Source organism: Dryocola sp. LX212, assembly GCA_041504365.1.
In the GTDB taxonomy this organism is placed as follows: Bacteria; Pseudomonadota; Gammaproteobacteria; order Enterobacterales; family Enterobacteriaceae; genus Dryocola.
This window is the reverse complement of record CP167917.1, coordinates 3,689,672-3,713,408: the sequence shown is the minus strand read 5'-3', so window position 1 is coordinate 3,713,408 and position 23,737 is coordinate 3,689,672. Positions and strand designations below refer to the sequence as shown.

18 protein-coding genes and 3 pseudogenes are annotated in these 23,737 nt (G+C 50.6%); 11 read left to right on the top strand and 10 right to left on the bottom strand.

What is annotated here, in order from left to right:
• Window positions 1-291 precede the first annotated feature (291 nt).
• The gene (locus ACA108_17805) at window positions 292-1,506 is read right to left on the bottom strand and encodes a tyrosine-type recombinase/integrase (protein XEX95180.1); all 1,215 of its coding nucleotides are present in this window, start codon (window positions 1,504-1,506) and stop codon (window positions 292-294) included.
• 277 nt (window positions 1,507-1,783) lie between these two features.
• Here ACA108_17805 and ACA108_17800 point away from each other — a divergent pair.
• A pseudogene (locus tag ACA108_17800) lies at window positions 1,784-2,212 on the top strand (tyrosine-type recombinase/integrase).
• Here the strand turns inward: ACA108_17800 and ACA108_17795 are convergent.
• Window positions 2,198-2,359: pseudogene (locus tag ACA108_17795) on the bottom strand (IS3 family transposase). The pseudogenes ACA108_17800 and ACA108_17795 overlap by 15 nt on opposite strands.
• Before the next feature lie 318 nt (window positions 2,360-2,677).
• Between ACA108_17795 and ACA108_17790 the strand changes: the two are divergent.
• From ACA108_17790 to ACA108_17780, 3 genes are read left to right on the top strand one after another with little or no spacing between them, the layout of a single operon-like run.
• Window positions 2,678-4,042: an MFS transporter gene (locus tag ACA108_17790; GenBank protein ID XEX95179.1), complete on the top strand. Its 1,365-nt coding sequence runs from the start codon at window positions 2,678-2,680 to the stop codon at window positions 4,040-4,042.
• Window positions 4,043-4,078: 36 nt separating this feature from the next.
• On the top strand, window positions 4,079-5,434 hold the full coding sequence (locus ACA108_17785) for an NAD(P)H-dependent oxidoreductase (GenBank protein ID XEX95178.1): 1,356 nt from the start codon (window positions 4,079-4,081) through the stop codon (window positions 5,432-5,434).
• Window positions 5,435-5,488: 54 nt separating this feature from the next.
• Window positions 5,489-6,373: an NAD(P)-dependent oxidoreductase gene (locus ACA108_17780; protein ID XEX95177.1), complete on the top strand. Its 885-nt coding sequence runs from the start codon at window positions 5,489-5,491 to the stop codon at window positions 6,371-6,373.
• Here the strand turns inward: ACA108_17780 and ACA108_17775 are convergent.
• The 5 genes from ACA108_17775 to ACA108_17755 all read right to left on the bottom strand — a co-directional run bounded on the left by ACA108_17775 (window position 6,366) and on the right by ACA108_17755 (window position 12,430).
• On the bottom strand, window positions 6,366-7,370 hold the full coding sequence (locus ACA108_17775) for a LacI family DNA-binding transcriptional regulator (protein XEX95176.1): 1,005 nt from the start codon (window positions 7,368-7,370) through the stop codon (window positions 6,366-6,368). The two genes, ACA108_17780 and ACA108_17775, sit on opposite strands and share 8 nt — an antisense overlap.
• Window positions 7,371-8,039: 669 nt before the next feature.
• Complete coding sequence (locus tag ACA108_17770) at window positions 8,040-9,539, bottom strand: MFS transporter (GenBank protein ID XEX95175.1); 1,500 nt, start codon at window positions 9,537-9,539, stop codon at window positions 8,040-8,042.
• Window positions 9,539-10,699 (bottom strand): cytochrome P450, encoded by a 1,161-nt coding sequence (locus ACA108_17765; GenBank protein ID XEX95174.1) that lies wholly within the window; start codon window positions 10,697-10,699, stop codon window positions 9,539-9,541. The genes ACA108_17770 and ACA108_17765 overlap by 1 nt, the downstream gene beginning before the upstream one ends.
• Before the next feature lie 65 nt (window positions 10,700-10,764).
• Complete coding sequence (locus tag ACA108_17760) at window positions 10,765-11,421, bottom strand: HAD family hydrolase (protein ID XEX95173.1); 657 nt, start codon at window positions 11,419-11,421, stop codon at window positions 10,765-10,767.
• A gap of 16 nt (window positions 11,422-11,437) precedes the next feature.
• A complete protein-coding gene (locus ACA108_17755) occupies window positions 11,438-12,430 on the bottom strand; it encodes an AfsA-related hotdog domain-containing protein (protein ID XEX95172.1) in 993 nt (330 codons plus the stop codon).
• 194 nt (window positions 12,431-12,624) lie between these two features.
• Here ACA108_17755 and ACA108_17750 point away from each other — a divergent pair, with 194 nt between their 5' ends.
• The gene (locus tag ACA108_17750) at window positions 12,625-12,936 is read left to right on the top strand and encodes an ArsR/SmtB family transcription factor (GenBank protein XEX95171.1); all 312 of its coding nucleotides are present in this window, start codon (window positions 12,625-12,627) and stop codon (window positions 12,934-12,936) included.
• 412 nt (window positions 12,937-13,348) lie between these two features.
• Here the strand turns inward: ACA108_17750 and ACA108_17745 are convergent.
• A pseudogene (locus ACA108_17745) lies at window positions 13,349-14,418 on the bottom strand (alpha/beta fold hydrolase).
• A gap of 742 nt (window positions 14,419-15,160) precedes the next feature.
• On the opposite strand from ACA108_17745, the gene ACA108_17740 reads away from it, so the two are divergent.
• Together ACA108_17740 and ACA108_17735 are read left to right on the top strand one after the other, a co-directional pair.
• Entirely contained in the window at window positions 15,161-16,714 is a 1,554-nt protein-coding gene (locus ACA108_17740) for a peptide MFS transporter (GenBank protein XEX95170.1), read from the top strand.
• A gap of 280 nt (window positions 16,715-16,994) precedes the next feature.
• Window positions 16,995-18,002 (top strand): sensor domain-containing diguanylate cyclase, encoded by a 1,008-nt coding sequence (locus ACA108_17735; GenBank protein ID XEX95169.1) that lies wholly within the window; start codon window positions 16,995-16,997, stop codon window positions 18,000-18,002.
• 35 nt (window positions 18,003-18,037) lie between these two features.
• On the opposite strand, the gene ACA108_17730 is transcribed toward ACA108_17735, so the two are convergent.
• A complete protein-coding gene (locus ACA108_17730; protein XEX95168.1) occupies window positions 18,038-18,403 on the bottom strand; it encodes a DUF4440 domain-containing protein in 366 nt (121 codons plus the stop codon).
• Between the two features lie 224 nt (window positions 18,404-18,627).
• Here ACA108_17730 and ACA108_17725 point away from each other — a divergent pair, with 224 nt between their 5' ends.
• From ACA108_17725 to wzz(fepE), 3 genes are all read left to right on the top strand, one after another.
• The gene (locus ACA108_17725; GenBank protein XEX95167.1) at window positions 18,628-19,809 is read left to right on the top strand and encodes an acetyl-CoA C-acetyltransferase; all 1,182 of its coding nucleotides are present in this window, start codon (window positions 18,628-18,630) and stop codon (window positions 19,807-19,809) included.
• 229 nt (window positions 19,810-20,038) lie between these two features.
• A complete protein-coding gene (gene kduD, locus ACA108_17720; GenBank protein ID XEX95166.1) occupies window positions 20,039-20,800 on the top strand; it encodes a 2-dehydro-3-deoxy-D-gluconate 5-dehydrogenase KduD in 762 nt (253 codons plus the stop codon).
• 464 nt (window positions 20,801-21,264) lie between these two features.
• Window positions 21,265-22,386, top strand: a complete 1,122-nt coding sequence (wzz(fepE), locus tag ACA108_17715) for an LPS O-antigen length regulator Wzz(fepE) (protein XEX95165.1) — start codon at window positions 21,265-21,267, stop codon at window positions 22,384-22,386.
• Window positions 22,387-22,504: 118 nt separating this feature from the next.
• Here the strand turns inward: wzz(fepE) and ACA108_17710 are convergent, their stop codons facing one another.
• On the bottom strand, window positions 22,505-22,828 hold the full coding sequence (locus tag ACA108_17710) for a cupin domain-containing protein (protein ID XEX95164.1): 324 nt from the start codon (window positions 22,826-22,828) through the stop codon (window positions 22,505-22,507).
• A 164-nt stretch (window positions 22,829-22,992) separates the two neighbouring features.
• Between ACA108_17710 and ACA108_17705 the strand changes: the two genes are divergently transcribed.
• Window positions 22,993-23,688, top strand: a complete 696-nt coding sequence (locus tag ACA108_17705; GenBank protein XEX95163.1) for an aspartate/glutamate racemase — start codon at window positions 22,993-22,995, stop codon at window positions 23,686-23,688.
• Window positions 23,689-23,737 lie beyond the last annotated feature (49 nt).

The following is a 23,737-nucleotide window of genomic DNA, read 5'->3' as shown; positions in this document are numbered from 1 at the left end:
GTGCGGCAAGTTTCACGCACATCTCTACCGCCAGCGGAGCCAGTCGTGCGAGTTGTTCCATAAGAATCTGTTTGACTGGTCGTGTTTACACGTTGACCACCTGAATCAGTTCCCGAACAACGTTCTGTGCCGTAGTTATCGGTTCTGCACGTAACTTGCGCATTAGCAGTCGAGATGCAAAAACCTAAGAGCATTGCAGTATATAATATTTTCATTATTATTCGCCTGTTTTGATTGTCCAATTCTATCTTAGACATATTTTGTAACTTCGCCAGGAGGCTACTTTCTCGTTTAAGGCAAGATGATTTCTGGATAGTCCACCATTTCTACATATCCAGACAGTTCTTTCATCCCTGCACCTTGCGAGTACGTTTTAAGGCTTTCTGTCTTCGCCTGGGCTGAGTGGCCCACAATTTCTGCAATTCTTTGCTCACGTACGCCAGCGCGATCCAGGCACGTTATAAAGTGGCCTCGTAAGCTGTGGAAGCATTGACGGTCTGTAGCGGCTGGCAGCGCTTGATTACGTAGTCTCGTGAACGCTTGAGAGTAGAACGGCCCTTTCTTGCCGTCTTTACGGTTAATCTTGTTAGCGTGTGGGAATAGGTATTCGCCGTAACTGTGGCTTAGATGCTTATCAACAATCCCCATTAACAGGCTGTGGATCGGCACATAACGCACCCCTGCCTTAGTTTTACTTTTGCTGATATAAAAACAGCGGATACCTTCGACCATTACGATCTCTTCTTTCTTCAAGCTGGCGATTTCGTCGAGCCTTGCACCAGAAAACAACCCTATCAAGATCACATCGCGTAATTCGTCGTCTGCTGCTTTGAGCAAAGCGGTTAGCTGATCCCATTCAAACGGCTGATAATTTTGAATAGTGCGCCGTGCTTCGAGCTGATGACCGTGAAACGGGTTATCTGACGCTATACCGTCATAACGACGCTTTGCAAACTCGTACAAACTCCCCAAGCAGGTGAGCCAATTTTGCAAGGTTTGCCCTGCTACGTTGCGTTTCTGTTGGTCTTCAATGAAATCAGCAGCAAGCCGTTTCCCGATCTTATCAATCGTAATGTCTACCTTCCCGATACTCTTCAAGAACACTTCTACAGCCCTGGCTGATTTACTGAGGGTGGAGAGTGAACGCCGATCCTTGTATGCCGTGGCGTACTCATCCCGTAATAGGCACAAATGGGGAATAGAACGGGATTGTTCATCTAGTTTCGGGCGGTTTTTGTTCTTCTTGATTTCAGAGTGCAGCGAGTTGATCGCATTTTGTATGCGTCTGTCTTCCGTATCCGGCTTGTACTGGTCTTTCAGGTTGTTGAACTCTACCAGAAGGTGATTCCTGAAATGTCGTGCGGTGGTGATATCGCGTGTTCCCGTACTACGGTTGTAGAGGCGTTTATCGTTGAACAGATGCCGCATATACCTTGGAACGAAGATCTGAAACATCCAGATCCCATCTTTTCTTAAATAAAGATACTCCTGGCCCTTGATCGCCATCTTTTTTACCTATTACAATCACGCTATCAATTACCTATGTTAAGTACGATATCGGTATCTGATCTGCTGTCCCGCGCTTTTGGGTTCGATTTGTTCGATTCCCTTCACCCGCTCCAAACTCAACTCCTCTGAAGTCTACCAAACTCAATTTCCCTTGATAAATCAGCAGTTATAGCATTCTATTAGTCAATTGAACTCAATTGTATTGCCTCAGGGTCAAGCTTAATGTGGGAGTATGGATGGGGGTATAATTGTACCTCTCAGAGAGGTACTCCCAATGAAGCTGACTGCTCGTCAGGTTGAAACTGCTAAACCTAAAGAGAAGCCCTAAAAACTAGCCGATGGTGGTGGCCTTTATCTGCTGGTTAATCCCAACGGTAAAAGATACTGGCGTCTCAAATACCGTTCGCCAGGTTAAAAGAAACTGCTCGCTATTGGCATTTACCCCGATGTTTCTTTAGTTGAAGCCAGAAGTAGTGTGAGGATACAAAAAGTACATTCGCGGCTGGCAACGATCCTTATCTTGAGCAGAAAATTGAGAAACTTAGTTGTCTACAGGACGCTGAAAATTCGTTTGAGGCTATCACTCGGGAGTGGTATCAACGATCGCTATGATCGTTGGCCTGTCTCCTATCGTGAAGAGATGATGAGAACCTTTGAGACGGATATGTTTCCATATATCGGTCACCGGCCAATCAAAAATATCGCTACGGGCTTCTTCCCATGTTCCGTAGATCTTTTTCTTTATCCGCTCACGTTTCAGCAACTAGAATAACCTTTCTGCAACCGCATTATCGTGACAGTTACCGCGACCACTCATACTATCCTCCAGACCGTGTGATTTCAGGAACGACTAACGCTCATAGCTTGTGACCTGCTCCCTGATAATTCACACAGAAGGCTGTTAGCAATGTCCGCTTCTAGCTCGCAGCGGACCTTATGATCATGCTTTCAGTCCACGCCGTACTCAAAACTGACATTTAAGTCACACTCCTGTTACTTGTTGCATTCATCACATTTCATTAACTTGCCGCTTACAAAAAACTTGACGGTCGGGTTGTTTGTCGCAAGACTCGATAAAAAGTAAAACGTTTTACTTTTTAAGGCACATCGCGGTATTAATGTATTTTCCGTGATATTTCCGGTAGTTACAACACGGCTGGGATTCATCATGAAACATGTAGAAGAGTACAACCATACACTTGCCGGCACTGATGCTGGCGTAATGCCGATACCTCAGCATGCTGATATCTCGCCTCTGGAAAGCAGGGCAATATCTAAAGCGCGCTGGCGTTTAATGCCTTTGATATTGATGATGTATCTGCTGGCGTTCATTGATCGTTCGAATATCGGCATGGCGGCGTTAACCATGAACCAGTTCCTGGGTTTAACGCCGCAACAATTCGGGTTTGCCGTCGGCATCTTCTCATTTGGTTATATTTTGTTTGAGGTGCCCAGCAACGTCTTACTGGCTCGTTATGGCGCACGGTTTTGGTTAGCCCGCATAATGATTACCTGGGGCGTGATTTCCATGGCCATGGCGTTCGCACAGGGGGCTGTTAGTCTCAGTATCTTGCGGTTTTTATTAGGCGTGGCGGAAGCGGGTCTTGCTCCGGGCATCGTTTTCTATCTGACCACTTGGTTCCCCAGGAAAGAACTGGCTCGGGTTTTCTCCATTTACTATTTAGGTGTTCCTCTGGCGGCCATCATCGCCAATCCGATTTCAGGCTACATTCTTGATAATTTTCATCAGGTGGGCGGCCTGGAAAGCTGGCAATGGCTCTTTTTGATTGAAGGCTTTCCGCCGATTATCCTGTCGGTCGCGGTATTTCTTTACCTCACTGATACACCAGCCAGTGCCTCATGGCTGAGTCCTGAGGAGCGCGATGCTTATCAGAAACTGATGGAAAAAGAACAGCGGGATACGCTGACGGTGGGTCACTCAGGCCTGAAAGCGATGTTTAAAGATCGCCGCGTCTGGACCCTGGGGCTTGCTTACTTCTTCACGGTCATTGGACTGACCGGCCTTGGCTTCTGGATGCCGCAGTTTATTAAACGCTTTGACTATTCAGATACTGTGGTTGGTCTGCTGGGTACCATTCCCTACATCGTTGGCGCTGTCGCTATGTGCTGGTGGTCAAACCATTCCGATAAAATGAATGAACGGACCTGGCACTTTATCCTCCCTTCAATACTGTTTTCCGTCGGGTTTGTGGTCGCGGCCATCAGCGACTCGCCAGTAATATCTATGCTGGGGCTGACGCTTTCTACCGTCGGCATGCTTGCCTGTGTGCCGACATTCTATACCTTACCCGCCTCTTTCCTCACGAACCAGGGGTCAGCCGGTGGCCTGGCACTAATCAACTCTATCGGCAATATTGGCGGCTTTTTTGGCCCCTTCCTGGTCGGACTCACCATTTCCCTTACCGGTAAATCACAGAACGGTCTCTACCTGTTATCGATACTTGTGCTTTTTTCACCGTTACTGATTTATCTCCTGAGTAAAAGTCGCCGTCAGGTTGCTGGCTGGCGTTAATGTCGACACCTTAAACATCCTATCAAGGAGTAAAAAATGAATTTAGCAGCATTGTTAAATGAGCGCGCTTGTGCCGTGAAATCAGGTTCTGCGCAGCCGATTCGGGTCGGCATCATCGGCGCCGGAAAATTTGGATCTATGGTACTTGCCCAGTTGCGTCATCTGGAAGGATTGCAGGTGGTGGCCGTTGCCGATCTCGATGTGAATAAAGCCCGCCACGCGTTGGCTCGCGTCGGCTGGCATGAAACGCAATACCGCGCTGAAAATATCGACATTGCCTTACGGGATGGATCGACCTGTGTGGTGGAGGATGCGGAGCTGTTATTCCGCTGTGAGCAGATTGATTGCATAGTTGAGGCAACGGGGCATCCACTGGCTGGAACTCGCCATGCGCTGCACGCTGTTGAACATGGCAAACATGTGATCATGGTGAATGTAGAGGCTGATGTTTTGTGCGGGCCGCTAATCGCTGAACGGGCACGGCAACAAGGTGTGATCTACAGTATGGCATACGGCGATCAGCCCGCAATTATTTGTGAACTGGTGGACTGGGCTCGTGCCTGCGGGTTTGAAATTGTTGCCGCTGGTAAAGGGATGAATTTTGAGCCTCGTTACCGTTACTCGACGCCAGATACCGTTTGGGGATTTTTTGGCTGGTCAGAAGAAGAGGTCGCTGCAGGCGACTTTAATCCTAAAATGTACAACTCTTTCACCGATGGTACCAAAGCGGCGATTGAAATGGCCGCTGTGGCCAACGCAACAGGGCTGGATTGTCCTGATAATGGGCTGGCTTTTCCTCCCGCAGGGGTGCATGACCTGGCCCGCGTATTCTCCCCCGAGGCGGATGGCGGGCGACTGAGCCGGAGTGGCCTGGTGGATATTGCAGCAAGCCAAGAGCCAGATGGCCGTGAAGTGCTCAATAATATTCGTTACGGTGTTTTTGTCACCTTTAAGGCCCGCGATGAGTATAGCCGAGCCTGCTTCAAGCAATATGGGCTGCTCACCGATCCCAGCGGCTGGTACGCCTCAATGTGGCGTCCTTTCCATTTGATTGGACTGGAAACCAGCATCAGCATTCTCTCTGCCGTGCTGCGTAATGAAGCCACAGGTTCAGCATTGAGCTTCAGGGGAGATGCGGTGGCAACGGCAAAACGCGATCTCAAGGCAGGGGAAATGCTGGATGGTGAAGGTGGCTTTACCGTCTGGGCGAATGCGCTACCAGCCACTATCAGCGTGGATCAGGACCTGTTGCCAATGGGGCTGGCGCATCACGTCAAGCTGGTCAAAGATGTCGCCAAAGACAAAGCGATACGCTTCTCCGATGTCAAATTTGAAAATAATCTGGATATCGTCGAATTGCGTAAACAAATGGTAAGCCTCTCGGGTTTATAGACGTTAACTTTGCCGCGGCGGCAAGCGTCGTCGCGGGTTATTCAGGAAATATTTATGGATACCACTACACGAGTAGGTTTGATCGGGACGGGGTTACTGGGGCAAGCGGTAGCGCGTCGTCTGGCTGCAGTTGGTTGTCGGGTTGAGGCGTGGAACCGGACAAAGGATAAAGCGCTCGGTCTGGAAGCCTTTGGTGTCAAATGTGTCGATTCAGTCGAAAAGTTATTGTCCGGGAACAACGTTATCATTTGTCTTCTGAGTGATGCCGATGCCTGCGACGAGGTGATTTTCACCGAGACAAGATTGTCACTCATTGCTCACCATTCGATCATTATCATGATGAGCACGCTCACCCCGGAGAAGGTGGTTGAACAGCAACTTCAGGCTCGACGCGCAAAACTTGATTATGTGGACATGCCCGTGTCTGGCGGTACGAAAGGCGCGGAGAAGGGTACGTTGTCATTGATGGCAGGAGGGGCGAAGCAAAGTATCGATCGGCTTCGTCCTCTGCTTGCTCACCTTGGTAAGGTTACCCGGGTGGGGGAGGTTGGTTCAGGACAGCTCACCAAACTTGCAAACCAGATTATTGTCGCCGGGACGTTATGTTTATTGTCAGAGGCCTTTACATTTGCCCAGCGGGGCGGGGCCGATCCGATTAAGGTCCGGGAGGCGCTGTTGGGCGGGTTTGCTGATTCCACCTTGCTACAACAACACGGTGAACGCATGGTAGAAAGTGACTTTTCTACGCGCGGTTCAGCGGCATGGCAGCTCAAAGATACAAAAAATATCATGGCGTTGGCGGAACAGCTTGATTTGATATTGCCGTTAACTGATAAGGTCAATATTTTGTTCAGCCAGATGGTTGCCGCGGGTGATGGCGATTTAGATCATTGCGGTATTATCCGGCAAATACAGCGCCTGAATGGACTCTCTATTTAATCGTTGAGACGCTCTCGCGTTTTATTAGTACGCTTGTTAATTCGAATACGTTCTGTTGTTCGCCAGACAAGCTCTGAATTGCTTTTTCTGCCAGCGTTTCGAGAGGGTGCTTGATGACGCTGATGGAAGGCGACAGTAGGCGGGTCCAGTGGCTGTCATGATAAACAATCAGCGATAAATCGTCAGGAACAGAAATCTTCAGTTCGCGGATCCGTGACATGATGACCGGTGCAATTGAGGTATTACCAATAATGATTGCCGTGGGGGGGACCTCAAGCTCAAGCAGCTCATCCAGTGCCTGGCTGGCGAGGGGGTCGCGAAAATTCTTCACCACCGTATATTGCTTATCCCACGCTAAACCGCTCTCTTTAAGACCTTGTTGATAGCCATTCAGCCGCTGTAGAGATGTTGAGGTATTGAGTGGGCCGCTGATCCAGGCTATACGCTTGTGTCCCTGCCGGGCAAGATAAAGGGTGGCTTCACATGCAGAGTCGTGGTTATTAAAACCAATGACGCTGGCATGCTTAACGTCTTCAAGAAAGCGGTCAATAAAGACAACAGAAATACCCATGTCACCGATGGATTGCCAGATATCACTGTTCGCACTGGTTGGCGTGGCTATGATGGCTTTGACCCGCTTTTGCATCAGCATCCGCAGACTCTCACGCTCAAGCAGCGGATCTTCCTGAGTCGTCACAAGAATGACATTCATATCCAGTTCTCTGGCCCGCCGTACGATAAGATCTGATATCTCAGAAAAAAAGTCATTGGCAATGTCTGCCACTACTAAGCCAATAGTATTATTCAGATTTGTTTTTAATTCTCTGGCGGAACTCTGAGGGGTGTAATTAAGCGTTTGCATTGCTTCGCAAACGCGAAGGCGTGTGCGTTCAGATACTGAACCAGTACCGGGATTCAATACCCGTGACACTACACCGATGGATACTCCGGCCAGCCCTGCGACGTCTCTGATGGTAATTTTCTTCTTATTTGTCAACGCACAACCACTCTATGTTGTTCTTCTGACATCAGGATGAGGGGCCTGAACACAGGATCAATCTTAATACGCACTGCTTTCAACGCTTTACTGATTTCAGCTCTCGACGCTGCTGCGTTGCGCATATCAGCTCATCTTTACCTTTTGTGGTGGGACTGTAAAGCCTGGAGATTACATCCGCTGATGCTGACATCGCATTTCTGACAGGCCGGTCAGTCCGGTTTGCCTTGAAGCGCTGTATGAATCGGTGAGAGTTCAAAAACATTTACGAGCCATATGGACTCACTCCGATCAACCGATCTGAATTTTCATGAGTGTATCAGTTTCCCTGAGCTTACATTGGTTGATGCTGAGGTTCCGACGAAAAGTTAGATTAACTTTTACTCTTGGCTAAAGGTTGCCCTGACTTATTAAGGCAAGCTGCTTCGTGCCAAAAGCGGCCGTTGCTAGGCGAGCACTACATTAATTTGGGGGAACTGGTCTCGCCGTGCATGCCATTACTGTCGGTGCAGTCCGGGTGACGAATAACGTTCGGGAATTTGAGTGGGGAGCGAGGCTGAAACGGGGAGACAAGGTGAAGTAGATGAGTAAGTCCGTCATTCAGACGGGCTTACTCAGAAAGCAGCATATGTTCTCAGGACTCATTGGAGCGGAGCGTATCGGACTGATTTAATGGTCTGCTCCAACGGAACGATTTTGTAACATGAATATCACTGAGAGTGAAATAATCAGAGCAATGATCAGCATTACCTGCAGGGTATGAGTGAAAGCCAGGGTATAGATGCTTTCAAACCAGTCCCCCCGTACTGCCGCAGGCGTACTGCCTGATACCACATCGGCAAGATACTGCTTAGCGTTCATACCCTCTGGTGTCGGTTGCGATGAAAGGAAGCGGGAAATACTGCCTGACATCAGCGAGCCGTAGACTGCTACGGCGATAGCCTCACTGCCCAGTCTGAACGTATTAAGGATCCCTGCCGCTCGTCCGACTTCCTGAGGCTCAACGGCGCTAAGGGCAATCCCGTCAACAAGGCCAGCAGAAAGCCCCATTCCGGCTCCGACCAGCAACAGACAGAGCAGGATCCGTGGCAGTGGCATCACATCATGACTGAAGATCCAAAGGAGACCCAGCCCGCCGACAAACAGGAACAGGCTGACGATCAGCAGGAAACTGGCTGGAATGCCGCGGGTTACGAGTTTGCCGGCGATTATTGGTAAAACAAGCACCGGCGCAGTCAGGGCTAACATAACCAGCCCCGACTCCACAGGTGAGAGGTTTTTAACCGCAATCAGCCAGGTCGGGAACCAGGTCAACAGCGTAACAAAACAGAAACTTGCCACTACCGGGATCAGAATTAAAGACAGGAAAAATTGATTTCCCAACAGAGCAAAATTGATAACCGGGCTGGCGGCTTTTTTCTCTGCGACCACGAATGCAAGGAAAACACTACATCCCAGACCCAACTGGATAATTGTGGTGTTGCTGGTCCAGCCGAGTTCAGCTCCTTGGGTAATACCACTCATTATCAGGAATAAAGCAATAATAAACAGTACGATACCGTAGAAATCGAAAGTGAGCTTATCTATTTTCTTTGATGCACCAGAAACTGAAGTACTCAGGATCAGCACGACAAACAGGGAAAGAGCATGGATGAGGAAAATTTCCCGCCAGCCAGCGATACCCAGCAACCAGCCAGAGAGCGTCGGACCAAAAGTAATTCCCAGCCCGGCCGTCGTACCGAACAGTGCAAAGGCGCGTGTGCGTTTTACACCACTGAAGGTCTGGATCAGGATAGCGCTGCCACAGGAAAATATTGCAGCGCCGCCAATACCTGCCAGAGCACGGGCCGCATCAAGAACATAGATATTTCCGGCACACCACGATAACACGGAGGCGAGGAAATAGAGTATGCATCCGGTAACAAATGTGCGCTTACTGCCAAAGACATCTGCCAGTCCTCCCCAGGCCAGAGTAAAACTGGCAAAAGTCAGGTTAAATGCATTAACGACCCATTGCAGGGATGCCGTTTGTGGATGCAGACTGGCGCTGATGGCGGGCAGTGCTATGGCAGTGCCTGAAATGGATGTCGGAACCACAAACACCGCGATCAGAATGCAAAGCAGGGTGAGGGTTGAAGAAGATTTTGCTTCAAGAGCTTGGGTTTGCATTAGTTAACCTTTTCTGTAATACCGGTAAGACACACCGGAAGTTGGGCTGGTCTCCGGAGGATGATCCCCTCATCCCACTGATAATTTTCTGGCGGGATTTCAGCTGACAATTTTAAATCAGGGGCAAGCTGTGCAATCGTCCGGATGGCAGCACAAATTTCCAGTTTTGCCAGTTCCTGGCCCATGCAATGGTGCATGCCATACCCAAACTGCAAATGTCGTGGTCCATCGCGGAAAGGATCGATAACCCGTGGTTCGGCATAAACTGAAGGATCACGGTTAGCAAGATAGACGTCCGGATAAATTGTCGCGCCGGCCGGGATGCAGACGCTGGCCAGTTCTACCGGCTCTGAGCAAATACGCGGGAAGGCTGATGCAGTTCCGAGGTTGGTCAGGCGGATCAGTTCATTCACCACCTGCTCTGTCGTATCTGGATACGCAACAACCTGTTTCCATAAGCTGCCAGTGAACAGCATGGCATAGAATATTTTGGTCATTACCGTGAGCGTATTCTGGTCACCACCCAATAATGATCCGAGCAGAAGTGCAGTAAGTTCTTCGTCACTCAATGGGGGCGATGAACTGTCCCGCATAGACATAAATCGTGCGATCATCCCCTCTTCACTGTGCGGGCGAAGACCTCTGACATGTTCGAAAAGATATTCGTACAATTCCGTAAACCGGGTGATAAGTTCATCCACCTTATGTGCACTGGCTTTTTGGACCGTTACGCTCAACACACGGAAATAATCTTTTTCTTCAACAGGGATCCCCAGTAACAGACAGTTGATTTGCACTGCCAGTGGATCAAGCACCTCCTGATATAAATCGAATTCCCGGTAGTCTTTGACATGATGCCAAAGTGTTTCTATCGCATCTTTTGTATGAGGAATAAGCCATGCCAGACTACTGGCACTGTAATCCTTTGCCACAAAACGCTTCATGCGTGAATGATGGGGAAAATCAAGATTCAGCAGTAAATCTTTTGGGGTCAGGGTCGGTAAAATACTGGGGGCATCAGGCAGGTTGGAGGGTGCCCGGAGGCAGGCATTGCTGGTCAGTATTTTTTTGACCTCATGATAATTGATGACATGCCAGGCTTCATGTCCGCTGAGAAGTCGTATTTTACCCGGCTGTTGATAAGTTGCCGGAACCAGCACTTCGTACCCTGGGGTACAGTCGTAATGCGGGATATCCGTCACTGATGGCCATATTGTCAAGAGAGTCATATCATCGCGCCCTCCCTTGTCAGCAATAAGTCACTGACTTGCGCCACTACACTGGCGCTTTCGCGGAAGTGGACACTCTTCCAGCCCATCTGATTTGCAGCTGAACAGTTATCCTCAACATCATCAATCAGCAGGCACTCTTCAGGCCGGACGCCGGCCTCACGGGCTGCAATAACGAAAATTTCAGACTGAGGCTTACGGAAACCAATCTTGCAGGAATCAATGATAATATCTGCCTGATCGGTGATACCCACAACGCGCTTCCAGTGACTTTCCCATTCCACCACATTATTGGTGAGAATACCGGCTTTCAGGCCGGAAGATCTGACCTGATGGAATAACGCGATCATGTGAGGATTAGGCTTAATACCATCAAACCATTGTTCACCAAAGTGCTCGAGTCTGGCTTTTGATAAATCAATCTCTGGTGCAATTGTCTGCAGATGTTTTCGAAGTTTTGTTCCCCATTCCTGCTCAGTAATCGCTGCTATTTCGATAGGGGCCAGAACATCCATATTCATTTCATCTGCAACTGATTTCATTGCCTTATGTAACAACTGCGCAGGGATGCCGGTTTTTTCATAATAAGAATCGAACAGTTCAGGGATAGACGGAGATAGCACACCGCCAAAATCAAACCAGATTATTTTCATATGATATGCTTACGTCTTATTTTTTGTTTGTAACAGTTAGCTCAGCCTGCGAGATGACATTATCGCCCTGAGAAATGATCATTGGAATAATGATGTGCTCTTCATTTTTTGTATTTAATATATTACCAACATCAATATGACAGTACACAGGGAGGTTGAATTCACAAAAGCGTTGAAAGTTAATTCTGTAGCGACTAATAACCAGATGGTCATTCAATGTATCAAAATAGTGCTGCATGGTGACTATTGCTGTCTGCCTGAAGGCTTCTATTAATAACATTCCAGGCACATGATCCAGATGGTGATCGAATATGGAGGGATGATTCTGATCAATGACCAGCGTCGTAGTACCTGTATCTTTGTTCAACTGGATATTGCTTATCACGACGTTCAGCGGCAACTGGCGGCCCACAGAGAGAGCTGATGCCCGTTGGTGAATCATAGTATTGTAACATTCTTGGGGCCTATTACTACGCAGGCGATTCCATTTAAGGACTTCCATCCATGAAATATTCATCTCTTTCCGTGCACAAAGATTGCCGTCCACATAAATGTCCATTTGGAATATAAGGCCGGTCAATGTCATTTTTCTGTGTTTACGTTCAATGACGTTGACTTCGATGATGACATTTGAACAGCTTTCTTTATACTCTATTTCGCTTTCCAGTAATGTGAAATCGGCATCATCAAATACAAACTTAGCACTATAAGGTACATCAAAGAAATTGTGTGTGACGTAAATAGAGGACTGGCGACATATCTCCAGGAGGAGAATTGCATCATAAACTTTTTTGCCAGTGACGTTAGAGTTCAGGTCATTAAAGTAAATATGAGATTTGGGAAGGTATCCAGCAGTAATATATTTATTATCGTTAATCTTCCTGATGTCCGTTAAAAAAACCTCCCCTATCGCTGCACGATGAACACACGACTTAGGTATCGTACTTTGATAGTTATACGAACCGGTCTCGATGATCAACTCATCGACTGCACTTTCAGTAAAAGACATGGAAATCCCGTAACCTCAATCAATTTTCTTGGATGAATACAGCTCCACCAGACGCAGTCAGATATGGCTAAACTCGCCGACTGATGATGGGCATCGTGATACGTTAGATGTCCATCTAACGTTCGTTAAGATTGATGATATGTAGGAGTTTTGTCAATAAAATGTTGTAATGAACTTACAAATTAGGATTTGCCATGAAAAAAGAGAGCACTATGGAGCAAAATACTCTTGATATTATTAAGGTTTTCAAAGCGCTGGCTGACCCGGTGAGACTGTTGATCGTGCGTGAATTGCTGGCCGACCAGCCGGGAGCTGAGCGCCATTGTTCCACTTTTGGGTTGACGGTAACGCGTGCCACACGCTCACATCACTTTAAGGTACTACGTGAAACAGGATTGATTAGTGTAGTTGATAAGGGGAATATGGCAGTAGCTGTACTGCGCAGGGAGGACATAGAAAGAGAGCTTCCGGGGCTTATCACCCTCATTCAACATACCAACAAATGACCTATTGCTCATAACTCTCCTCTTTGCTGTTGATCCGAAAGGCGTAAATCTCTCTACCCTTCTGCATTAAAGAAAAGCCGCATACGCGGTTTTTCAATCTTGCTTTGACTTTTTTTGATCTTCAGTGACATAGAGAGAAATTCGGATAGGTGACACATTTCCATATGCCAGGCATCTGATGACGATTTTAGTCTTTATGGATGTCTTTTCATTCTCACCGACGACGTCGGTGTAAATATACCCCTTAAACGAACCATTCTCTTTTAGCGATCCTCTGGTATGCGGGTTAGGTTACCTGAAAGCAAACTTCCGCTTTTCGCTCAAAGTAGACCGTCACGTTCTCATTTTATTTTTTGATAAAACTGATGTTTATATTGAGCCTTCACTAGTGAAGGCTCAATACTGGCTCTTCCTATTGCAGATCTTTCTCTTTCAGGAATTTACTCACTAAATCAGCAATCTGCACATTATTGAGGTCAGAAAACGGGAAGTGGGTATTCCCTTTGATTCCCACTTCTGGCAGATGCGTTACCGTCACATCCCCGCCATGCTTATTCACCACGTCACGTCACGCCACTCGCGAGCCATCGCCAGACGTACGCGCCAGCTGTCCTGCGCGGGCATGGCGACAGGCTTATCCGGTATGTTATCGCCATAAATAATCAGAATCTGGATTTTGGTCAGTGCCATAAACTGCTCCATTGGCACAGGCTCACCTTTCAGCGTGTCGAATGCACTTCGCATAGGGGCAGGGAGTTCTTTTTCCGGGAAGACAAAGCTGCTTCCAGGCTCAAAGGCGACAATGGCTTTGACCTTGTCGTTTTTCATCGCCGTATACCAGCCTGGTCCGCCCCCCTGAGAGTGGGTGAAGAGGATCGCCGGGCCGGATTTATCCACTACTGCGGACATCGCATCAGAGATACCATTGATATCAAACGGCCCGGTATTTGGGGTCATCTGACGGAAATACTGATTCAGTGCTTTTTTGTCGTGAGAGAATTGAACGCCCTTAAAATACTCTGGCCACACGCCAACGCGGAACTGGTTGAACCACATCTGCTCATCTGGTTTTGGCGTAACCGTACCTTCTACCGTCGTGCGCCCGGCGCTGCCCCGGCGTGGCTGATCGACAAGATAGGTTGAGAATCCACGACGCAGGAATATGTTCTGGAAACCTTCACGACCATCCGGAGTACTTTCCCAGGTACGGGAGAACTGACCTGCGCCGTGCAGCATGACGATAGGGTATTTATGCGGATTTTCCGGAATTTGGTAGAACACTGAGGCATGATCGCCATGATAGGTTTGGCCAGCTGAATCCAGCGGCTTTTTCGCGTCAAATGTTCCTGGTGCGGTGATGACGGTGCCACCAGCAGAAAAACTTCCCTGTTCCTGAATGACCAGCGGCTCGGCGTATACCGACTGAGCCACCAAACCACCCGCCATTACGCAGATGGCCAGCGTTTTTAAGATTGTCTTCAAGATTACACCCTCTGTTACGTTTGCCGTTCAATCATATCTGAGTTGTCAGCGTTAATTATTTAGCACCCCTGATTGCCCTTATTTGGCAGACTCATGAATGCGGATGATGGACTGACTCCACTCAGCTAAAGATGGGGAATTACCTCCGCAACCGACTGAGCTACGGCATCGTGCGTGAATGTTATCAACCAGAGGATCCAAGGATGTATAAGGCGACTTATCGACAAATTGCCGATGATGTTGAATTCCGAACGGGAAAAACAGTCAGGTCATGTTGAATAGCGCATGTTAAATCATTGCATCGGTTAATCCGCCGCGTATCTCCGAACCGGATCAGTACCGAAAGCCGGGTTTACCCTTGTCCTGAAAAATGGGTAGCGAAGATCGAGCAATCACTTAGAAATCGGGGTGAGATTAAACTTTACTGTACCGCTTAACTTTGGAGGGTTTACGGTTTTATAAGGAGAGGCCTGCCACCGCCGACGCAGGATCTTTTGGGACATGATGCGATCCTCCTGCATAATGTCAAAGTCTATCCCCGCGCAGCCGACAGAAAATCTATAAAAAGAGACGATTGTCGACTTTTCAACTTAAAGTGTTCGGGTTGGCACTAGACAAAACCACCGTTCAGTTATCAAATGGTTAAATAATACGTGAGCGACTGTTAGAGAGCGGCATCTTCCCCCAGCCGCCGGATATTTCATTGCTTACAGACACAACGACCTACCTCGCTGGAGATTTTATGCATTCCTCTGTTAATAAAAACGAAGGTCGAACTTTCTTCGGCCATCCTTATCCTCTGGGCTCGCTGTTCTTTACCGAAATGTGGGAGCGTTTCTCGTTCTACGGCATTCGCCCGCTGCTGATCCTGTTTATGGCGGCGACCGTTTACGACGGCGGTATGGGGCTGGCGCGCGAAAACGCCTCGGCCATCGTCGGGATCTTCGCTGGCAGCATGTATCTGGCAGCGCTTCCCGGCGGCTGGCTGGCGGATAACTGGCTCGGCCAGCAGCGTGCGGTGTGGTACGGTTCGATACTGATCGCCCTCGGCCATCTGTCGATAGCGCTGTCCGCCATGCTGGGCGACAGCCTGTTCTTCATCGGCCTGATGTTTATCGTTCTCGGCTCCGGCCTCTTCAAAACCTGTATTTCGGTGATGGTAGGGACGCTGTACAAAAAAGGCGATGCGCGCCGCGACGGTGGTTTCTCACTGTTTTATATGGGCATTAACATGGGTTCGTTTATCGCGCCGCTGATTTCCGGCTGGCTGATAAAAACTCACGGCTGGCACTGGGGCTTTGGCATCGGCGGTATTGGGATGCTGGTGGCGCTGGTCATCTTCCGCCTCTTTGCCGTCCCGGCGATGAAACGCTACGACGCTGAGGTCGGCCTGGATTCAACCTGGAACAACCCGGTGGCGAAGAAGAACGGGGTCGGGGCCTGGCTGCTGGCGCTGGCGGTTGGCGTGGCGGTAATCGTGACGCTTATTGCACAGGGCGTGATTGTGGTTAACCCCGTGGCGGTTGCCAGCGTGCTGGTCTATGTGATTGCCGCCTCGGTGGCCCTGTATTTTATCTATCTGTTTGTGTTTGCCGGGCTGAACCGCAAAGAGCGCGCCAGGCTGCTGGTGTGCTTTATCCTGCTGGTCTCAGCCGCATTCTTCTGGTCAGCATTTGAACAGAAGCCAACCTCGTTTAACCTGTTCGCCAACGACTACACCAACCGTATGATTGGCGACTTTGAAATTCCAGCCGTGTGGTTCCAGTCGATTAACGCCCTGTTTATTATCCTGCTGGCGCCGGTGTTTAGCTGGGCATGGCCGGCAATGGCGCGGAAAAACGTGCGTCTGAGCAGCATCACCAAGTTCGTGATCGGCATTTTGTGTGCCGCCGCAGGCTTTGGGATCATGATGCTGGCCGCGCAGAACGTGCTGAACAGCGGCGGGGCAGGCGTATCGCCGTTCTGGCTGGTGGGAAGCATCCTGATGCTGACGCTCGGCGAACTTTGCCTGAGCCCGATTGGGCTTGCGACCATGACGCTGCTGGCCCCGGAAAGAATGCGCGGCCAGATGATGGGGCTGTGGTTCTGCGCCAGCGCGCTGGGTAACCTGGCGGCGGGCCTGATTGGCGGGCACGTTAAGGCCGACCAGCTGGACATGCTGCCGGATCTCTTCGCCCGCTGTTCCGTTGCGCTGCTGATCTGCGCGGCGGTGCTGTTAGTTCTGATTGTGCCGGTGCGTCGTATGCTGGAAAACGCGCAGGTGAAGACGGAGCAAAAGCCGGTGGCCAGCGCTTAATTTTTTGATAGCTAACCTGCTAAGAGGCCGATCGTCAGATCGGCCTTTTTATTTATCTGCCCCCTAAATTGGGCATTAGTGCAAATATCCTCCAGCGCAGTGTTTCAACGTAGAACAACGTTCAGAAGCGCCAAAGGAGGAAGGGCGTCATGCTCCACCCCATCCATGTTCCGGATTAACGCCATAGCTGGGGGGCAGAATTCAGGCTAAATATATGTTAAAAGCGTAGCTCTGAGGCTTGTTGCCTGCCTGTGCTACCGGATGAAGGTGTTCCCGTTTAATGTCTGACAATCTTATTGAGCGCATTTCAAGCGCGTTAGAATCTGAATACACGCTTGAGGGGCTTGTCCGCCAGCTGCTGGAAATGCTTGAGCTGGTGACCAACATGGAGTCCACCTACCTGACCCGCGTGGAGCCGGACGGCAGCCAGCAGCATATCCTTTTTTCCCGTAACAGCAGGCACATGCAGATCCCGGAGGGGCTGTCCGTACCTTGGGGCGACACGTTGTGCAAGCGTGCGCTGGATGAAGGGCGGCGATATACCTGCGACGTGGCGGGTATCTGGGGCGATTCCGAGGCGGCGAAGGTGCTGGGGATAACCACCTATGTCAGCACACCCGTGAGGCTGGCCGATGGCTCGCTTTACGGTACGCTTTGTGCCGCCAGCTCCGAGCAGCGCGAGCTGTCCGAGCGCAGCGAGCAGGTGCTCCAGCTATTTGCCCAGCTTATCGCCCAGCAGATCCAGAATGAGCAGCTGATGAAAAAACTACAGCAGGCCAACGCTGCGCTGACCACTTCCAGCTATACCGACGATCTGACGGGCCTGCCGAATCGTCGCGCGGTGTTTGACCAGCTTCCGCAGCTCTTTACCCGAGCGAAACTCGACGCCCGCTATGTGCTGGTAGCCTTTGCCGACCTGGATGATTTTAAGCAAATCAATGATGTTTACGGTCACGACGCGGGGGATGAGTTCCTGTGCGCGGTTGGCGAGCGGCTAAAAGCAGGCGTGCGCTACGATGAAATACTGGGGCGGGTTGGCGGGGACGAGTTTATCGTTGCCGGAGCCGGGCCGACAAACTACGCTGACGCCCAGGATGCGGCCAGAGCTTTTAAAACGCGGCTGGCCGCCCTGCTGACCGGCGACTATAGCCTGCACTCATTGACGATCAAATACGGCGGCCCGAGTATCGGCGCAGTGGCGATAAATCCCGGCGACGTTAGTCCGGATATGGCGCTGCGCGCCGCCGACGAGGCGATGTATCAGGAGAAGAAAACTCGCCGGAAGTAGAGAAGCTCCCTTCGCGAGGAGGGGATCGAACCCGGTTAAGCCGCCGTCTCGTGCAGCCGGAGCCAGAGTAGCCCTGAGGTAAAGACTGCCGTTGAATGACGCAGCGTAGGCTCAGATCCCGGCAGGCTTTGCTGTTCGCTGTAGCTTATGATCGCACCGGTAGACCACTCCGCCACGACTTTTATCTCTTCCAGCTCGATTTTTAGCCCGGGCCTGGCTCCTTGCTGCCCTTCAAAGAAGGCACAAAGCGCTGAATAATCCAGCCTTGCCCCGCCCGGCGTCACCATAGAAAATGCTGGAGAGAAGCGGTTAAGCAGCGCTTTTAAATCCCCTTTACCCGCGCCCAGCCAGTTTTCAATGGCAATATGGGCGTCGATCGTTTCCTGAACGTACTGGTTCATCCGGCTTTCCTTGTTATTTATTTGTGATGCCCTTCACTGGTTGTGAAGAAATATTCCCCAGCGAAACGGCAGATAAATAATTTAATAAGTTGAATATAATGACTATTTGCATCTTACACCCGGCTTTGCATCTAACCATTCCCAAAAACCGGCATTAACAATCTATTAATGTTGCCGCATGATATGCGCTCTTGAAACCCTATTAGCATTTTGCGGAGCGGACAATGAAAGATGTGGTGATTGTTGGGGCGGCGCGCACCCCCATTGGCTGCTTCCAGGGGGCGCTTTCTCCGCGTAGCGCCGCAGAGTTGGGGAGCGCTGTAGTAAAGGCCCTGCTTGAACGTAGCGGCGTAAGCGAGCAGGAAGTTGACGAGGTGATTCTGGGACAGGTATTAACCGCCGGCGCCGGACAAAACCCTGCACGACAAACAGCTCTTAATAGCGGCCTGCCGTGGTCCGTGTCGGCGATTACCATTAATGACGTCTGCGGATCCGGCCTGAAAGCGCTGCATCTTGCTACCCAGGCGATCCAGTGTGGCGAAGCGGACGTGGTGATAGCGGGCGGTCAGGAAAACATGAGCCGCGCTCCGCATGTTCTTGCCAACAGCCGTACCGGCGCGGGGCTGGGCAACAGCCAGCTTATCGACAGCCTGGTGCACGACGGACTGTGGGATGCGTTTAACGATTACCACATGGGCGTCACCGCAGAAAATCTCGCCCGCGAATACGATATCAGCCGTGAACGGCAGGATGCGTTCGCGCTGGCCTCGCAGCAGAAGGCTCGCGCTGCCATTGATGCGGGCCGCTTCAAAGACGAAATCGTACCGGTGCCTGTAGAGCTGCGCCCGGGAGCGACGGTGCTGGTGGATACCGATGAGCAGCCCCGGACGGACGCCAGTGCGGAGGCCCTGGCCCGGCTGAGCCCGGCGTTTGATAGTGCCGGCAGCGTTACGGCAGGCAACGCCTCTTCTATAAACGATGGCGCAGCGGCCGTCTTAATGATGAGCGCCGCAAAAGCCGAAGAGCTGGGACTGCCCGTTCTGGCGCGCATCCGGGCCTTTGCCAGCGTCGGCGTCGATCCGGCGCTGATGGGGATCGCCCCCGTCACGGCCACGCGCCGCTGCCTGGAAAGGGCAGGCTGGGCGCTGGAAGAGCTGGATTTAATCGAAGCGAATGAAGCGTTTGCCGCGCAGGCGCTTTCGGTAGGGAAGATGCTGGAGTGGGATGAGCGCAAGGTCAATGTGAACGGCGGAGCCATTGCGCTTGGCCACCCGATCGGCGCGTCCGGCTGTCGGATCCTCGTCTCGTTGGTGCATGAAATGGTCAAACGGGATGCGAAAAAAGGGCTGGCAACGCTGTGTATCGGCGGCGGGCAGGGGGTTGCTCTCGCCATCGAGCGCGATTAGCTGAAGAAACTAATACGCTCAGAAAAGCCCACCTTCGGTTTGCCGGGGTGGGCTTTTTGCTGGCTTAAATCCGGTCTGACGTGATCCCGGTATCAAATTTGATCTCTTCTGCCAATAAAAATGAAACAACGTTTTATTTATAATTGAAATGGCGTTTCAAGAGGATTAGTATGGCGGCACTGAACATCTGTGCCTGCCTGATGCGGGCGCGAATAAAAAGGAAATCGACATGATTCTGGATACATTCTCCCTTGAGGGTAAAGTTGCTGTTGTCACAGGTTGTGATACGGGTCTGGGTCAGGGCATGGCGCTGGGTCTTGCGCAGGCGGGTTGCGATATTGTGGGTATTAATATTGTTGAACCGACCGACACCATCGAGCAGGTGACGGCGCTGGGCCGCCGTTTTCTCAGCCTGACCACTGACCTGCGTAAAATTGACGGTATTCCGGGGCTGCTGGACCGTGCCGTTGCCGAGTTTGGCCATATCGACATCCTGGTCAACAATGCGGGTCTGATTCGCCGTGAAGACGCCATTGAGTTCAGCGAGCAAAACTGGGACGACGTCATGAACCTGAACATCAAAAGCGTCTTCTTTATGGCTCAGGCGGCGGCGAAGCACTTTATTGCCCAGGGCAACGGCGGAAAAATCATCAATATTGCGTCGATGCTCTCCTTCCAGGGTGGTATCCGGGTGCCCTCCTACACCGCTTCTAAGAGTGCGGTCATGGGCGTCACCCGTCTGCTGGCAAACGAGTGGGCGAAGCACGGCATAAATGTTAATGCTATTGCACCGGGCTACATGGCCACTAATAACACCCAGCAGCTGCGTGCCGATGAACAGCGCAGCAGCGAAATCCTCGACCGCATCCCGGCGGGCCGTTGGGGGTTGCCGAGCGACCTGATGGGGCCAATTGTCTTCCTGGCTTCACCTGCTTCTGATTACGTCAACGGCTACACCATCGCGGTGGACGGCGGCTGGCTGGCTCGATAAAGACCTTGAAGGCTCTATGCCTCCCTTCATCGGGAGGCTTTTTTACGCAACGTTCTCCCCTTTAAACATTCACTCCCCCTAACTCCCGATGTGATTTCAGCCTCTTCCTGCCGCCGTCATGAAAAAAAGAAAAAGTCATCCATTGGATTCTTAAAAATTTAATAGTGCGAGAACTGGTAGTTGTGTTTGAGAATTATCTTGGGAATAATGGATTTCCCCGAAAAAATACTTTTAGTTTTACTGATCTTTCATCACCCGGCAGGTAGTTGAGGTGGTGCTCAGACGCGTATTTTTCGACCATTGTTCAGCAGTCAAAGTGATCGTCACAAGGAACAGACATGCGGCATTTCTCCATTATAAAACATCTGATACTTTGCCTGTTACGTCAGCCATACGCGTAAGGGTTTTCCGCGTCTGGCGAAATAGGCCTGTTCTCACCACACCACACCATTAAGCGGCTTGTTATGTCATCTATAGAAGTGAAATCACAACAATTAGAGAGCGCTCTCATTTATCCAGTCCAGCCCGCCAGCCACGAGGAGATCGACCTCCTGGCGCTGCTGTCTACGCTGTTTGCAGCCCGCAAACAGATCGTTGGAATTACGCTCATTTTTGCACTTTGTGGCGTCATCGCTAGTTTCCTTCTGCCCCAGAAGTGGACTAGCCAGGCCGTCATCACTGCACCTGAGAATGAGCAGATGGTCGAACTGCGCCGGGCGATGGTGAACATGAGCGTACTGGGCGTAGAGACTAAAGTTAACAGCGCCAGCGTATTTAACATGTTCCTGAAAAAATTCGATTCTCAGGCGCTGCGCGAACGCTTTCTTTCAACGTCGCCATACGTGCAGGTGCTGCTAAGAAATAAAGAAGTGGATACGTCGGAGCTGCACAAGGCCATTATTAACGTCTCTGAAAAATTCAAATCCCAGAACAATGCGGATCCAAAACAGACGGCTGAAACCCCTTACTCTTCTTGGACGCTAAGTTTTAACGCGCCGGACGCTGAAAATGCTCAGAGGGTGCTGAGAAACTACATTGAATTCATTGTGGGTGAAGTGAACAAAAGCATTCTCCAGGAAGTAAAGGATGCGGTGGAGCTCAAAATTGTTTTTGAGAAAGACAAGCTTAAGCTGGACCGCTCCATGCTGGAAAATGAGCATAGCGTTAACCTGCAGCGTCTGGGCTATTCGCTCCAGGTCGCCAACGCCGCCGGGCTTAAAAAACCGGTCTACAGCAACGGCCAGGCCATCAAAGACGATCCGGACTATTCGGTCGCCCTGGGCTCTGACGGGCTGGCAGAGAAGCTTAAAATTGAAGAGTCGATTAAGGACGTTTCTCAGCTTAACGTTGCCGTGCAGAATCGCGAGCATCTGGTCAGCCAGCTGGAAGCAATAAACGTCGGTGAGGTGGACTTTAAGCCGTTTAAATACCAGATGCAGCCTTCGCTGCCGGTGAAGAAAGACGGCCCGGGTAAATCTTTAGTGGTGGTGCTGGCCACGCTGGTTGGCCTGATTGTGGCGGCTGGCATGGTGCTGACCCGTCATGCTTTAAACAGCCGTCGAATGGATATGAATTCTATTATTTAATCCCGATTTTGCAGGGTGGATAAGCGTAAGCGCTATCCACCGCTAAGTTTTTGTGTCGGATGGCGCTTACGTTTATCCGACCTGCGAGAAAGGTTGGTTATCAGCCTTTCCGGATTATTCAGCTAAAGAAATCTTCCCGAATCGGCGTAAAGGTATCCAGCAGCGTACCGGCGGCCAGACACACGCAGCCGTGCATCACGTGCGGCTCTTTATAAAGCGTATCCCCGGCTTTAACCTTATGCACCTCTTCACCAATGGTGAATTCGAACTCGCCGGAAAGCACGTATGTTAGCTGTTCGTGAGGGTGGTTATGCATTGGCCCCACGGCTCCGGTTTCGAAATTCACCTGCACCGCCATCATTTTTCCGCCGTTCGCGAGTACGCGGCGGGTAACGCCAGCCCCCAGGTCTTCCAGCTTTGTGTCGTTAATGAAGGTAAACATCGTCGCTCCTGAATAATGTGAAATGGCATTTCATTTTTATAATCATGACATGAGATCGCACTTTGAGATAGCCGATTGCCTGGAACTGCCACGGATATCACGCTTTCCCGTCGGGAGCTTCCTCTGATATAACCAGAGACATGAATAAGAAGAGGGGGCGAGGAATGAAAACGATAGGCCTGTTAGGCGGCATGAGCTGGGAGTCCACCATTCCCTATTACCGCCTGATTAACGAAGGGATAAAGACCCGCCTTGGCGGACTGCATTCGGCGAAGATCGTCCTGCACAGCGTCGATTTCCACGAAATTGAGGCCTGCCAGTCAAGCGGGGAATGGGATAAAGCCGGCGAGATGCTGGCGGATGCGGCTCTGGGTTTACAGAAGGCCGGGGCCGAAGGCATCGTGCTGTGTACTAACACTATGCATAAAGTTGCCGGGCATATCGAATCCCGCTGCGGCCTGCCTTTTTTGCACATTGCCGATGCTACGGGGCGTGCGATAGCCGCGCAGGGCATGAGCCAGGTGGCGCTGTTCGGTACGCGCTACACCATGGAGCAGGATTTTTATCGCGGTCGCCTGGAAGCTGAATTTGGCATCACCTCGCTCATCCCTGACGAGCCGCAGCGCCTGCGCATTAACCAGATTATTTTCGACGAACTATGCCTGGGCAAAATCACGGCGGAATCGAAACGCTACTACCAGCAGGCTATTGCCGACCTTCAGGATCAGGGCGCCCAGGGCGTAATCTTTGGCTGCACGGAGATTGGCCTGCTGTTGCAACAGAATGATTGCCCGCTGCCGGTATTTGATACCGCCGCCATTCATGCGGAGGACGCGGTTAAATTTATGCTTGCAGAATAATTTTTCTCAATATTTCATAATGTTAAGCGGTAAATTACGGTATCCTCAC

Bases quoted from the DNA above. Each gene is read 5' to 3' on its own strand.
- ACA108_17705 (XEX95163.1), top strand. From the start codon at position 22,993: ATGAAAACGATAGGCCTGTTAGGCGGCATGAGCTGGGAGTCCACCATT.
- ACA108_17780 (XEX95177.1), top strand. From the start codon at position 5,489: ATGGATACCACTACACGAGTAGGTTTGATCGGGACGGGGTTACTGGGG.
- ACA108_17790 (XEX95179.1), top strand. From the start codon at position 2,678: ATGAAACATGTAGAAGAGTACAACCATACACTTGCCGGCACTGATGCT.
- ACA108_17785 (XEX95178.1), top strand. From the start codon at position 4,079: ATGAATTTAGCAGCATTGTTAAATGAGCGCGCTTGTGCCGTGAAATCA.
- ACA108_17755 (XEX95172.1), bottom strand. From the start codon at position 12,430: ATGTCTTTTACTGAAAGTGCAGTCGATGAGTTGATCATCGAGACCGGT.
- ACA108_17730 (XEX95168.1), bottom strand. From the start codon at position 18,403: ATGAACCAGTACGTTCAGGAAACGATCGACGCCCATATTGCCATTGAA.
- ACA108_17750 (XEX95171.1), top strand. From the start codon at position 12,625: ATGAAAAAAGAGAGCACTATGGAGCAAAATACTCTTGATATTATTAAG.
- ACA108_17710 (XEX95164.1), bottom strand. From the start codon at position 22,828: ATGTTTACCTTCATTAACGACACAAAGCTGGAAGACCTGGGGGCTGGC.
- ACA108_17770 (XEX95175.1), bottom strand. From the start codon at position 9,539: ATGCAAACCCAAGCTCTTGAAGCAAAATCTTCTTCAACCCTCACCCTG.
- ACA108_17740 (XEX95170.1), top strand. From the start codon at position 15,161: ATGCATTCCTCTGTTAATAAAAACGAAGGTCGAACTTTCTTCGGCCAT.
- kduD (XEX95166.1), top strand. From the start codon at position 20,039: ATGATTCTGGATACATTCTCCCTTGAGGGTAAAGTTGCTGTTGTCACA.
- ACA108_17760 (XEX95173.1), bottom strand. From the start codon at position 11,421: ATGAAAATAATCTGGTTTGATTTTGGCGGTGTGCTATCTCCGTCTATC.
- ACA108_17735 (XEX95169.1), top strand. From the start codon at position 16,995: ATGTCTGACAATCTTATTGAGCGCATTTCAAGCGCGTTAGAATCTGAA.
- ACA108_17805 (XEX95180.1), bottom strand. From the start codon at position 1,506: ATGGCGATCAAGGGCCAGGAGTATCTTTATTTAAGAAAAGATGGGATC.
- ACA108_17725 (XEX95167.1), top strand. From the start codon at position 18,628: ATGAAAGATGTGGTGATTGTTGGGGCGGCGCGCACCCCCATTGGCTGC.